Below are 12,804 nucleotides of genomic sequence, written 5' to 3' on the forward strand. Positions count from 1 at the left end.
CTACACGCCATTTACACGCCGATCAAGGATAGACCATGAGCCTTCCAACGCTGGCCGAACTGCCGGCCATTCTCTTGCCTTACGCCAGCCGGGCCGAGCAGTCATTTCGTGACGCGGTGGCCGCGCTGGATGACGATCATGGCCTTTCTGGCTGGACGCCGCAACGGTGGGCCGACTTCGCGCGAGTGTGCGCCGCCAGTGATTTTGTCATTGAACAGAGTGTGCGTGACCCTTTGATGTTGCTCGAACTGGTGGCCTGGGGCGAGCTGGACCGGGGCTTTGCGCCGGGTGAGCTGTGCGGGCAGATTGCCGGTGCCGTGCAACAGGCCGAAACAGAAGACGAAATGGGCCGCGTGCTGCGCCGCCAGCGGACGCGCCAGCAGGTGCGCATCATCTGGCGCGACCTGACCCGCCAGGCGGATCTGGTGCAAACCTGCCGCGACCTCTCCGACATGGCCGACGCCTGTATCGACCAGGCCTACCAATGGCTGTACCAGCGCCATTGCGTGCAGTTCGGCACGCCAACCGGGCGGCGCAGCGGCGAGGCGCAGCACATGGTCATCCTTGGCATGGGCAAACTCGGGGCGGTGGAGCTGAACCTGTCGTCGGATATCGACCTGATCTTCGCCTACCCCGAAGGCGGCGAGACGGTGGGGGTCAAGCGCTCCCTGGATAACCAGGAGTTTTTCATTCGCCTGGGTCAAAAATTGATCAAGGCCCTCGACCCGATGACGGTCGACGGTTTCGTGTTCCGCGTCGACATGCGCCTGCGTCCCTACGGTTCGGCCGGCGCGCTGGTACTGAGCTTCAACGCGCTGGAGCAGTACTATCAGGACCAAGGCCGTGACTGGGAGCGTTACGCCATGATCAAGGCCCGCGTCGTCGCCGGTGACCAATTGGCCGGCGCGCAGTTGCTCGACATGCTGCGCCCGTTCGTCTATCGCCGTTACCTGGACTTTTCGGCCATCGAAGCGCTGCGCACCATGAAGCAACTGATCCAGCAGGAAGTAAGGCGCAAGGGCATGGCCGAGAATATCAAGCTGGGTTCGGGCGGTATTCGTGAGGTGGAATTTATCGCCCAGGCGTTCCAGCTGATCCACGGTGGCCGCGATCTCAGCCTGCAGCAACGTCCGCTATTGAATGTGCTGGGCACCCTGGAGGGCCAGGGTTACTTGCCGGCCGCCGTGATCAGTGAGTTGCGCAATGGCTACGAGTTTTTGCGCTACACCGAACACGCGATCCAGGCGATCGCCGACCGCCAGACCCAAATGCTCCCGGACAGCCCGGAAGACCAGGCGCGTATCGCCTTCATGCTCGGTTTTGCCGACTGGGCCGCGTTCCACGAACGCCTGATGTATTGGCGTGGACGGGTGGACTGGCACTTCCGCCAGGTGATTGCCGACCCTGATGAAGAAGAGGGCGAAGAAAGCGAACTTGTCGTCGGCGGGGAATGGTTGCCGCTGTGGGAAGAATCCCAGGATGACGCCGCCGCCTGCCGCCAGTTGAGCGAAGGCGGCTTCAGCGATGCGCCCAAGGCCCTCAAGGCCCTGGCTGGCTTGCGCGGTAGCCCGCAGCTGCGCGCGATGCAGCGCCTCGGTCGCGAGCGGCTGGATGCGTTTATTCCGCGCTTGCTGGCCCAGGCGGTCGAACACGCCAACCCGGACCTGGTATTGGAGCGCGTACTGCCGCTGGTCGAGGCGGTCGCCCGCCGTTCCGCTTACCTGGTGTTGCTCACTGAAAACCCCGACGCCCTGCGCCGTCTGCTGACGCTGTGCGCCGCGAGCCCGTGGATCGCCGAGCAGATCACCCGTTTCCCGCTGTTGCTCGATGAGCTGCTCAACGAAGGGCGCCTGTTCAAGCCGCCGTTGGCGCCGGAGCTGGCCGCCGAATTGCGCGAGCGCCTGACGCGTATCCCTGAAGACGACCTCGAGCAGCAGATGGAAGCCCTGCGCCATTTCAAACTGGCGCACCGTCTGCGGGTGGCCGCGTCGGAAATCGCCGGCAGCCTGCCATTGATGAAAGTCAGCGACTACCTCACCTGGCTGGCCGAAGCCATCCTCGAACAAGTGCTGGCCCTGGCCTGGCGCCAGACCGTTGCCCGCCACGGCTCGCCGCAACGGCTGGACGGCAGCCTGTGCGATCCTGGGTTCATCATTGTCGGTTATGGGAAAGTCGGCGGTATCGAATTGGGGCATGGTTCGGACCTGGACCTGGTGTTTATCCACGACGGCGACCCGCAGGCCGAGACTGACGGTGCCAAGCCGATCGACGGTGCGCAGTTCTTCACGCGCCTGGGCCAGCGCATCATTCACTTGCTGACCACCCAGACCAACTCCGGCCAACTGTATGAGGTGGACATGCGCCTGCGGCCTTCAGGTGCGTCCGGGTTGCTGGTGAGTTCACTGGGCGCGTTCGACCGCTATCAACAAAATGAAGCCTGGACCTGGGAGCATCAGGCGCTGATTCGCGCGCGGGTATTAGTCGGCAGCCAGGATGTGGGCCAGGCGTTCGAGCAGGTCCGCGCCAAGGTATTGGGGCGTGAACGGGACTTGGCGAAGCTGCGCCAGGAGGTCAGCGAGATGCGCGCCAAGATGCGTGACAACCTGGGGACCAGGAGCACAGCGGCCGGTATGGGCGCCAATGCCTTCGAAGCCACGGCGCTGTTCGACCTCAAGCAGGACGCCGGAGGTATCGTCGATATTGAATTTATGGTGCAATACGCCGCTTTGGCGTGGTCTGCGCAACATCCATCGTTGCTGCGCTACACCGACAATATCCGCATTCTGGAAGGCCTGGAGCAGGTCGGGCTGATGCCCGCCGCCGATGCCCATTTGTTGCGGGAGGTGTATAAGGCGTACCGCTCCGCCGCGCACCGCCAAGCCTTGCAGAACGAGGCGGGCACGGTGGCCGGGGACCAATTTGCAGACGAGCGGCGCCAGGTGATGCGAATCTGGCAGGCGCTCGGTTTGAGCTGAAACACTATTAGGGCGGGGAGGCATAAGCCTCCCCGCATCGTTTGTGGAAACTACATGAATATTCTGATCGTTGGGCCCAGTTGGGTCGGTGACATGGTGATGGCACAGACACTGTTCCAGTGTCTGCGGCTGCGCTATCCGGACTGCCAGATCGACGTGCTCGCCCCTGAGTGGAGCCGGCCGATCCTCGAGCGCATGCCCCAGGTGCGCAAGGCCTTGAGCTTTCCGCTCGGCCATGGCGCGCTGGAATTGGCGACCCGTCGGCGCATCGGCAAAGCCATGGCCGGCCAGTACGACCAGGCGATCCTGTTGCCCAACTCGCTGAAGTCGGCGCTGGTGCCGTTTTTTGCCGGCATTCCCAAGCGTACCGGCTGGCGCGGCGAGTTTCGCTATGTGCTGCTTAACGATGTACGCACCCTGGACAAAGCGCGCTACCCGTTGATGATCGAGCGTTTCATGGCCCTGGCCTACGAACCCGGCGCCGAGCTGCCCACGCCGTATCCGCGCCCCAGCTTGCAGATCGACCCGCTGACCCGTGATGCGGCGCTGGCCAAGTTCGGCCTGGCGCTGGACCGCCCGGTATTGGCCTTGTGCCCGGGCGCCGAGTTCGGCGAGTCCAAGCGCTGGCCGTCGGAACACTACGCCAAGGTCGCCGAGACCAAGATCCGCGAAGGCTGGCAGGTGTGGCTGTTTGGCTCCAAAAACGATCATTCGGTGGGTGAGGATATTCGCCAGCGCCTGATTCCGGGCCTGCGCGAAGAGGCGGTGAACCTCAGTGGCGAGACGTCCCTGGCCGAAGCCATCGACTTGCTGTCATGCGCCGACGCGGTGGTGTCCAACGACTCCGGCCTGATGCACGTCGCCGCTGCGCTGAATCGCCCGTTGGTGGCGGTGTACGGCTCGACGTCCCCAGGGTTCACGCCACCCTTGGCCGACCAGGTCGAAGTGGTGCGCCTGGGCCTGGATTGCAGCCCCTGTTTTGAGCGCACCTGCCGTTTCGGCCACTACAACTGCCTGCGCCAATTGCTGCCGCAGCCGGTAACCGATGCCTTGCAGCGGTTGCAGGGCGACGTGGTCGAGGTTCACTGAGTTGCGGGTACTGGTAATCAAGACCTCATCCCTGGGCGACGTGATCCACGCCTTGCCGGCACTCACCGACGCGGCGCGGGCGATCCCCGGCATCCGTTTCGATTGGGTGGTGGAAGAAGGCTTTGCCGAAATTCCGACCTGGCACCCGGCGGTGGACAAGGTGATCCCGGTGGCGATTCGTCGCTGGCGCAAGAACCTCTGGCAAACCATCAAGAGCGGCGAATGGCGGCGTTTCAAACAGGCCGTGCAGTCGACCAAGTATGACCTGGTGATCGATGCCCAGGGCCTGCTGAAAAGTGCCTGGCTGACCCGCTACGTGCGGGCGCCGGTCGCCGGCTTCGATAAAACCTCAGCCCGCGAGCCCCTGGCGGCGCGCTTCTATTCCCGACGCCTGGCCGTGGCCCGTGGGCAACATGCGGTGGAGCGGTTGCGCCAACTGTTTGCCGTGGCGCTGGGCTATGACCTGCCCAAGGGCCTGGGCGACTACGGCTTGAGCGTCGAGAAACTGCTTGGCCTGCCGCCGAAGAAACCCTTCGTGCTGCTGCTGCACGGCACCACCTGGGACACCAAGCACTGGCCCGAAGCCTACTGGCGCGAACTGGCCGAACGCATGGCCCGCCTGGGCGTGGACGTAAAATTACCGTGGGGCAATGCCGCCGAAAAAGCCCGCGCCGAGCGCCTGGCCCAGGGCTTGCCCAACGCTGAAGTGCTGCCAAAACTGAACCTGGCGGGCGTGGCCCGTGTATTGGCCGGTGCGCGCGCCTGTGTGGCGGTGGACACCGGCCTCGGCCACTTGGCGGCGGCGCTGGATGTGCCGACCATTTCGCTGTTCGGGCCGACCAACCCGGGCCTCACCGGCGCCTACGGCAAAGGCCAGGTCCACTTGGCCAGCGACTGGCCGTGTGCGCCGTGCCTGCAAAAGCACTGCACCTACCAACCCACCGCCGATGACCTGCGGCGGTTCGACATCACGCGCGAGTCGCCCCTGTGCTTCACGCGCCTGAATCCTGAGCGCGTAGCAAGCCGACTGAGCGCGTTGTTACTGGCTGAGGAGCAGCACTGATGCAACTGGCTTTCGTACTGTACAAATACTTTCCCTTCGGTGGGCTGCAGCGTGACTTCATGCGCATCGCCCTGGAATGCCAGCAGCGCGGCCATCAGATTCGTGTCTATACGCTGATCTGGGAGGGCGATATCCCGCCCGGCTTCGAAGTGCTGGTGGCGCCGGTCAAGGCGCTGGTCAACCATCGCCGCAACGAAAAGCTCTACGCCTGGATCCAGGCCGACCTGGCCAGGCGCCCGGTGGACCGAGTGGTGGGCTTCAACAAGATGCCGGGGCTCGACCTGTACTTCGCCGCCGACGGCGTGTTCGAAGACAAGGCCCAGACGCTGCGCAACCCGATGTACCGCTGGTTCGGGCGCTACAAGCACTTTGCCGAATACGAGCGTGCGGTGTTCGACAAGAACGCCAAGACCCAGATCATGGTGCTGTCCGAGCATCAACAGCAACTGTTCAGCCAGTATTACGGCACCCAGCCCGAGCGGTTCCACCTGCTGCCGCCGGGCATCGCCCGTGACCGGCGCGCACCGCCGAACGCCGCCGACATCCGCGCTGAGTTTCGCCGTGAGTTCGGCCTGGCCGAGGATGATTTGCTGCTGGTGCAGATCGGTTCGGGTTTCAAGACCAAGGGCGTCGACCGCAGCCTCAAGGCCGTCGCCGCATTGCCGTCCAAACTGAAAAAACGCACCCGCCTGTTTGTAATCGGCCAGGACGACCCCAAAGTCTTCCAATTGCAGAGCGCCACGCTGGGCCTGGGCGACCAGGTGCAGTTCTTCAAAGGCCGCAACGATATCCCGCGCTTCCTGCTCGGGGCGGACCTGCTGATTCACCCTGCCTACAACGAGGCGGCCGGCATGGTGCTGGTCGAAGCGGTGGTCGCCGGCCTCCCGGTCCTGGTGAGCCGGGTCTGCGGCTACGCGTTCTACATCGACAAGGCCCAGAGCGGCCGGGTGTTGGACGAGCCGTTCGAACAGGCCCAGCTCAACCAGTACCTGGTGGATATGCTCGAAGATCCACACGCGCGTGCGACCTGGAGTCGCAATGGTCTGGCCTTCGCTGAGACGGCCGACCTGTTTAGCATGCCGCAGTACGCTGCGGACCTGATTCTGGCGGAGCCAAACCGATGAAGTTGATTCTAGCCGAACCCTTCAACACCCTCTGGGCCGGACGCGATGCGTTCGCCGAGGTCGAGAAGCTGCAAGGCCAGGTGTTCCGCGAGCTGGCCGCTCGCCGTACGTTGCGTACGGTGGTGCAGGGCCAACCCTATTTCGTGAAGATCCACCGTGGCATCGGCTGGGGCGAAATCCTCAAGAACCTGGTCACCGCCAAATTGCCGGTGCTGGGCGCAGGCCAGGAGTGGCTGGCGATCCAGCGCTTGCAGGAACTGGGCGTGCCGACCATGACGGCGGTGGCCTTTGGCGAAAAAGGCAGCAACCCGGCCGACCAGCATTCGTTCATCATCACGCAAGAGCTGGCACCGATCATCAGCCTGGAAGACCTGACCCTCGATTGGGTCAAGCAGCCGCCGGTGCCGGCGATCAAGCACGCCTTGACCGTCGAGTTGGCGAACACCGTCGGGGCGATGCACCGGGGCGGCGTCAATCATCGCGATTGCTACCTCTGCCACTTCCTGCTGCACACCGACCGGCCCATTGCGGTCGATACCCTCAAGCTGTCGGTGATCGACCTGCACCGCGCCCAGGTGCGTGCGACGATCCCTGTGCGCTGGCGCAACAAAGACCTGGCCGGGCTGTATTACTCTGCCCTGGAAATCGGCCTGACCCAGCGCGACAAGCTGCGCTTTCTCAAGCATTACTTTCAGCAGCCGTTGCGCCAGATCCTCGCCGAGCAAACCGCGCTGTTGCGCGAACTGGAACGCATGGCCGCCAAGCTCTATGCGCGCAAGCAGCGCTACGGGGATGCGCTCTGATGGCGGGTTGGAATCTGGAACCTGCCTACGCCGCTCTCGCGGACGACTTCGGAAGCCTGGAAGCGGTGTTTGCCCTGCAAGGTGAGCGCCTGACCCGCGACCCACTGTCGGAAGTGATTCGGGTGGAGCGCGGCGGGGTCAATTATTACGTCAAACGCTATGTCGGGGCTGGCAAAGGCCTGCGCCGCTACCTGGGCAAGCCGCGGGTCAAGTCCGAGTGGCAGAACCTCAAGCGCTTTGCCAAGTGGGGCATTCCCACCGCCGAGGTCATCGCCTGGGGCCTGCAACGTAGCGGATTGGCCTACGACCGTGGCGCGATGATCACCCGTGAGCTGCCCAAGACCGAAGACCTGTCGGCGTTGGCAGAGCGCAACGATCCGCGCCTCAAAGACCCCACGTGGGTCGATGCGATCAGCCGCCAGCTCGCCGAATACACGCGCACCATGCACGATCACCGCTTTACTCACAACGACTTGAAGTGGCGCAACCTGCTGGTCGACGACCAGCGCACCCTGTACCTGATCGACTGCCCCAACGGCGATTTCTGGCGCGGTTTCTGGCTCAAGTACCGCATTACCAAAGACCTGGCCTGCCTGGACAAGGTCGCCAAGTACCATCTGTCGGCCACCCAGCGCCTGCGTTTCTACATGCAATACCGCCAACGCACGCACCTGAAGACGTCGGACAAACAACGAATTCGCCATGTGGTGAAGTTTTTCGAGGGACGTGAATGAGTGACTTCCTGGCGGCCGAAGACCGCGCTTTGCTTGAGCGCAACGGCCTGGCTAGCTTCGACGCGCTGTGGGCCCGGCAACTGGATGCGGTGGACGAGCCGAACATCAGCGGCGACGGCTGGAGCAGCGTGTATCGCCTGGAGCTTGAAGGTCAGGGTTACTACCTCAAGCGCCAGAGCAACTACCTGACGCGCACCTTGCACCGGCCGTTTGGCGAACCGAGTTTTGCCCGCGAGTTTCGCAATATCAGCCTGTACCGAAAGCTGGGTATCCCGGCCTTGCAGGCAGCCTTTTTTGGCGAGCGCAAGGTTGCAGGCGAGCGCCGTGCGATGCTGCTCACCCGTGCCCTGGACGGCTGGAACGACCTGGACTCGTTGCTGGAGCAATGGACGCAACTGAGCGACGCCCAGCAGCACGCGATCCTGCTGGCCTGCGGCAAGCTTGCGCGGCATTTGCACAGCGTGGGCCAGGTGCACGGCTGCTTTTATCCCAAGCATATTTTCCTGCAGGGCCGTGGCGACAGCTATGCCGCGCAACTGATCGACCTGGAAAAGACCCGTCCGCTGTTGTTCGGCTGGCGTGACCGGGTCAAGGACCTGGAACCGCTGCTGCGCCGTGCACCGCAGTGGACCGACGCCCAGGTGCGACAGCTGTTGGCGGCTTACCTTGAGCAGCCCGAAGAGAGTGCATTGGTGTCTACCTGGCACCAGCGCCTGACGGCGCGCCGCAGCCACAAGGAGAACCGCTGATGCGTTTGTCCGAGCTGAAAAGTGCCGGTCGTACACCCCGCCTGCCGCTGACCCTCGATCTGGCGGATGCGGCAGGTCCGGGGCAACTGCAACTGCTCAGCCTGTTGCGGGTATTGCCAGGGCAGCGCTACGTCGGCGCCGCCGTGTGGCGCGGTCGCCCGGTGCTGGCCAAGTTGTTGGTGGGCAGCAAGGCGGCGCGGCATTTTCAACGTGAACTCAGCGGTGTGCGGCTATTGGCCGAGCAAGGCTTGACCACGCCGCTGTTGCTGGCCGACGGCTTGCAGGAAGGCGAGGGGGGCTGGCTGCTGTTCGAGTTTCTCGAAGGCGCCCAAAGCCTGGCCGACGCCTGGCTCGCTGTCGAAGGCTTGCCGCCCTTGGCCGACGAACAAACCGCCGTGCTCGCCGAAGCGCTGGGCGCGATTGCGCAGATGCATGCCCAAGGGCTGTGGCAGGAAGACCTGCACCTGGACAACCTGCTGCGCCAGGACGGCAAACTGTATTTGATCGATGGTGCCGGAATCCGTGTCGAGGAGGCGGGCAAGCCGCTGTCGCGCAATCGGGTGCTGGAAAACCTCGGGGTGTTCTTTGCCCAGTTGCCGAAAAACCTCGAGCCGTTTACCGAAGAATTGCTGGTGTACTACCTGCTGGCAAACGGCGAACATGCCTTGCCCCTGGAAGCGCTCGAAAAGCAGGTGCGCAAAGTCAGCGCCTGGCGCTTGAAGGACTATCTGAACAAGGTCGGTCGCGACTGCACGCTGTTCAGCGTGGTGCGCGGGGCCTTCGGCCTGCGCGCGATTCGGCGTGAAGAAGAGGCCGCCATGCTGCCCGTGCTGGAGCAGGCCGATGCGCTGCTCGACCAGGGCCATCTGTACAAGACCGGTGGCGCGGCGAGCGTGGCCAAGGTCGAAGTGGCCGGCCGACCCCTGGTGATCAAACGTTACAACATCAAGGGTTTCGCCCACTGGCTCAAACGCTTCTGGCGCCCCAGCCGTGCCTGGCATTCCTGGCGCGAAGGCAATCGCCTGGCATTCCTTGGCATCGCCACGCCCAAGCCGCTGGCGGTGTTGGAGAAACGCTTTTTCTGGTTGCGCAGCCGTGCGTATCTGGTCACTGAATACCTGCCTGGACCCGACATTATCGAGCGTTTTGCGCCCTATGTTGAAAACGGCGATGCGCCTGAAGATGAGCTGCTGGCGCTGGACCGGTTGTTTGCCGAGTTGATCCGCGAGCGCATCAGCCATGGAGACTTCAAAGGCCACAACCTGTTCTGGAGTGAAGACCGCTGGGCGATGATCGACCTTGACGCCATGCGCCAGCACCACTCCGCTGCCAGCTTCGCTGCGGCGTATGCCAAGGATCGTGCGCGGTTCATGCGTAATTGGCCGCAGGGCAGTGCGTTGTATCAGGTGATTGATCAGCGTTTGCCTAAAGAGGTCAGCGCCGCCGGTTGAAGCGGGCCTTCGGCCCTATCGGGGGCAAGCCCCCTCCCACATTTGACTGTATTTACACATTTGAAGAGGTGAGCACAGTCAGTGTGGGAGGGGGCTTGCCCCCGATAGGCCCGCCCAGGCGCTGCGTTCAGAACTGATACTCCGCCCCCGCCCCCGCATACCATGACCGCCCCGGCGCCGCTTCGTAGTAGCGACCATTGCCGTCCCCCACGATCACCGATCCCACGTACTGACGATCCAGCAAGTTATCCAGGCGCAAGGTCTGGTGAAAGGTCCAGTGCTCTGCCTTTTGCTCAAACCGCGCGCGCCAGTTGAATACGCTGTAGCCCGGTGCGGCGTGTTGGCGGTTGGTGTCTTCGACGTAGACTTTGCTGCGGTACATGCCTTCGAGGGCGGTACTGACCCAGTCGCGCGGTTTCCAGTTCAGTTCAGTGAACAGCGTGGTTTGCGGCACGCCGGGCAGGTAGTTGCCTTTGTCGATGGTATTCGCGCCGCTGGGAAAGGCGCTGTCGTAGGTCGCCTGCAGGCGTGTATAGGCGAGGCTGGTGCTCCAGTGCTCGCTGAGTTGGCTTTCCACGCCCAGTTCGAAGCCGCGACGCAAGGTTCGGCCAGCGTTCTGGTAGCTGGTGCGGCCACCGATGGATTGCTGCACGACCAGTTCGTCTTCAGTGGTGATCTGGAACACGGCGGCGTTGACGCGGGTGTTGGCCAGTTGGGCCTTCAGGCCTATTTCGTATTGCGTGCTTTCAGACGGCTTCAAGCCAAAGTTGAAGCCTTCGACATTGCCTGGTGCATAGGCCAACTCGGCCTGGGTGGGGGTTTCGAAGCCTTTGCCTGCGCTGATGTAACCGTGCAGGTCGGGCGTGAACGCGTACATCACGCTCATCGATGGGGTGTTCTTCTGGTAGGTCTTGTTGCCGCTGGCGTCGCCATTGCTCAGGAACTGATCGTCGACGTCCATCTGCATGGTGCTATGGCGGATGCCGGCTTGCAGGGTCCAGCGGTCGAGGGCCCAGTTGGCCTGGATATAGGGATCGAGGCTGCGAGCGGTGTCGATTTCGTCGCGGCGTAGCTGGCCTTTCACGCCCAGGGTGTTGCCGCTGTAGTTCTGATAGCCGTGGCGGCTGTCTTCGCTCTGGTCGAAGTCCAGGCCGGTGATGATCATCAACTCGCCAGGCGCGCGTTCGATGGGCTGCATCCAGCGCACGCTGCCACCGTAGAACTTGCGGTCGAATTGCACGACGCCACCGCCACGCTCGTTCGCGGGCGTGCCCTTGGGGATCGACAGGTATTGAATCACGCTGCGCCGCCCGGTGTAGGCGTTGACCTGCAAGGTCGCCTCGCCAAAGTACCGTTCGTAATTCATGCCCAATTGCTGATGATCGATACTTTTACGTGTGTTGTAGGTCAGCGCATTGGCACTCACCGAACGTGGATCAGCCTTGTATGCCGCCCAGGTCTGCCCCAGCGGATCTTGGGTGCCATTCTGTTCCAGGCTGCTGTAGATCAACGCCAGCTTGCTGTCGTCATCCGGCTGGAAATTGAGCTTGGCGAACGTCTGGTCGCGGCGCGCGCTGCTGTGGTCGCGATAACCGTTGGTGTCCATGCGCGAGGCGTCGAGCACGAAGCCGGCGCCGTTGGCCGCACCTTCGGCGGTGAGGTGGTTTTTGTTCAGCCCGTCGCTGCCGACCAGGGTTTCGGCACCGATGCGCGGCGGGCCCTCGCCGTCGCGGGAGAACATCTGGATCACCCCGCTGGCGTTGCTGCCATACAGCGTCGCGGCGGGGCCGCGCAGTATTTCGATGCGTTCGGCGGTGTCGAGGTTGAAGGTCGCTGCCTGGCCCTGGCCGTCCGGGGTGCTGGCGGGAATCCCGTCGGCCAGCAGCTTGATGCCGCGTACGCCGAAGGCTGAGCGGGCGCCGAAGCCACGGGAGGAGATTTGCAGGTCTTGCGCGTAGTTCTGGCGGTTCTGCACCACCAGGCCGGGCACACGGGACAAGGCTTCGGAGGCGTTGATGCCGAGTTGGCCGTCGCTGATCTGTTCGCGGCTGATGCCATCGACCGAGTAGGGCAGGTCAAAGGTGGGGCTGGCGCTGCGCGAACCGGTGACCACGCTGGGGTCGAGGATCAGCGGCGCATCGTCAGCCTGGGCGGTATTTACCAGGCCCAGGAGCAGGGCCAGGCAAGCGGGGGTAGATGAGTTCATGAACAGGTCAGGTCCGTGGCGCCACCCGACTCAGGTGCGCGGGTGCAAATATCGCAAGTTTAACGATTCAGCCTGGGAATTGCCGAGTTCCTTGCCGTTGGGCCGAATGAGAGGTTTCCTACGCCAGGCAGCGGCTATGGAAACCTGAGTCGGCGGCTCTAGGGTGCTAGATTTTCGGTCCTCTCAATAAGAAAGAAGTAGCAAATATGTGGACGCTTATCGTGCGGTTATCGGTGCTGCTGGGAATATCTTTGCTGCTGGGCGGCTGCGGTACCGCGACCACTGTGCTGCGAGGTGATGACGTCACTGTTCGCGAGCTCAGGGGCAAGAAAACCTATTGCCAGTCTGTTTCACGCATCTACAGCGGCGTGGCGTATGACCTGTGTGTCCTGCACGGGCCGCCCAATTCCGCAGGCGGACTCTCGCTGAACGGTATTCCGTGGGCCATTCTCGATGTGCCCCTCTCCGGAGTGCTGGATACGCTCGTCCTGCCCTATACCCTCTACCGGCAAAACGCCGACGGTAACCTTGAGCTTCGCTAGCCCTTGGGGCTAACAGCTTCCTAGTGCTTTTAAGCTATAATCCCGCCCTTTAGCTGTTTCCCGCCCGT

The 12,804-nt window shown here is 63.1% G+C and carries 10 protein-coding genes; 9 read left to right on the top strand and 1 reads right to left on the bottom strand.

All coding sequences use genetic code 11. The features are described from left to right. Positions 1-35: 35 nt before the first annotated feature. The 8 genes from glnE to C4J89_RS02415 are packed head-to-tail and all read left to right on the top strand — an operon-like array spanning position 36 to position 9,988. Entirely contained in the window at positions 36-2,975 is a 2,940-nt protein-coding gene (gene glnE, locus C4J89_RS02380; RefSeq protein WP_124413656.1) for a bifunctional [glutamate--ammonia ligase]-adenylyl-L-tyrosine phosphorylase/[glutamate--ammonia-ligase] adenylyltransferase, read from the top strand. Between the two features lie 54 nt (positions 2,976-3,029). Beyond that, positions 3,030-4,064 carry a lipopolysaccharide heptosyltransferase II gene (gene waaF / locus C4J89_RS02385; RefSeq protein WP_124402858.1) on the top strand — a complete coding sequence of 345 codons (1,035 nt, stop codon included), beginning with the start codon at positions 3,030-3,032 and terminating at the stop codon, positions 4,062-4,064. Between the two features lies 1 nt (position 4,065). Beyond that, on the top strand, positions 4,066-5,127 hold the full coding sequence (gene waaC, locus C4J89_RS02390) for a lipopolysaccharide heptosyltransferase I (RefSeq protein WP_124360970.1): 1,062 nt from the start codon (positions 4,066-4,068) through the stop codon (positions 5,125-5,127). Beyond that, complete coding sequence (locus C4J89_RS02395; protein ID WP_124360971.1) at positions 5,127-6,251, top strand: glycosyltransferase family 4 protein; 1,125 nt, start codon at positions 5,127-5,129, stop codon at positions 6,249-6,251. Before waaC ends, C4J89_RS02395 begins: the two co-directional genes overlap by 1 nt. After that, the gene (rfaP, locus tag C4J89_RS02400) at positions 6,248-7,054 is read left to right on the top strand and encodes a lipopolysaccharide core heptose(I) kinase RfaP (protein ID WP_124413657.1); all 807 of its coding nucleotides are present in this window, start codon (positions 6,248-6,250) and stop codon (positions 7,052-7,054) included. Before C4J89_RS02395 ends, rfaP begins: the two co-directional genes overlap by 4 nt. Beyond that, positions 7,054-7,788 carry a lipopolysaccharide kinase InaA family protein gene (locus C4J89_RS02405; RefSeq protein ID WP_124360973.1) on the top strand — a complete coding sequence of 245 codons (735 nt, stop codon included), beginning with the start codon at positions 7,054-7,056 and terminating at the stop codon, positions 7,786-7,788. Before rfaP ends, C4J89_RS02405 begins: the two co-directional genes overlap by 1 nt. Then, positions 7,785-8,537 (top strand): lipopolysaccharide kinase InaA family protein, encoded by a 753-nt coding sequence (locus tag C4J89_RS02410; protein WP_124413658.1) that lies wholly within the window; start codon positions 7,785-7,787, stop codon positions 8,535-8,537. Before C4J89_RS02405 ends, C4J89_RS02410 begins: the two co-directional genes overlap by 4 nt. After that, entirely contained in the window at positions 8,537-9,988 is a 1,452-nt protein-coding gene (locus tag C4J89_RS02415; RefSeq protein ID WP_124413659.1) for a lipopolysaccharide kinase InaA family protein, read from the top strand. Before C4J89_RS02410 ends, C4J89_RS02415 begins: the two co-directional genes overlap by 1 nt. Positions 9,989-10,115: 127 nt before the next feature. Here C4J89_RS02415 and C4J89_RS02420 read toward each other — a convergent pair whose 3' ends face one another. Next, positions 10,116-12,194, bottom strand: a complete 2,079-nt coding sequence (locus C4J89_RS02420; RefSeq protein WP_124413660.1) for a TonB-dependent receptor — start codon at positions 12,192-12,194, stop codon at positions 10,116-10,118. Positions 12,195-12,400: 206 nt separating this feature from the next. Between C4J89_RS02420 and C4J89_RS02425 the strand changes: the two genes are divergently transcribed. After that, positions 12,401-12,736 (top strand): YceK/YidQ family lipoprotein, encoded by a 336-nt coding sequence (locus C4J89_RS02425; protein WP_124360977.1) that lies wholly within the window; start codon positions 12,401-12,403, stop codon positions 12,734-12,736. Positions 12,737-12,804: the final 68 nt, after the last annotated feature.

The sequence above is a fragment of the Pseudomonas sp. R4-35-07 genome (assembly GCF_003852235.1).
Lineage (GTDB): Bacteria > Pseudomonadota > Gammaproteobacteria > Pseudomonadales > Pseudomonadaceae > Aquipseudomonas.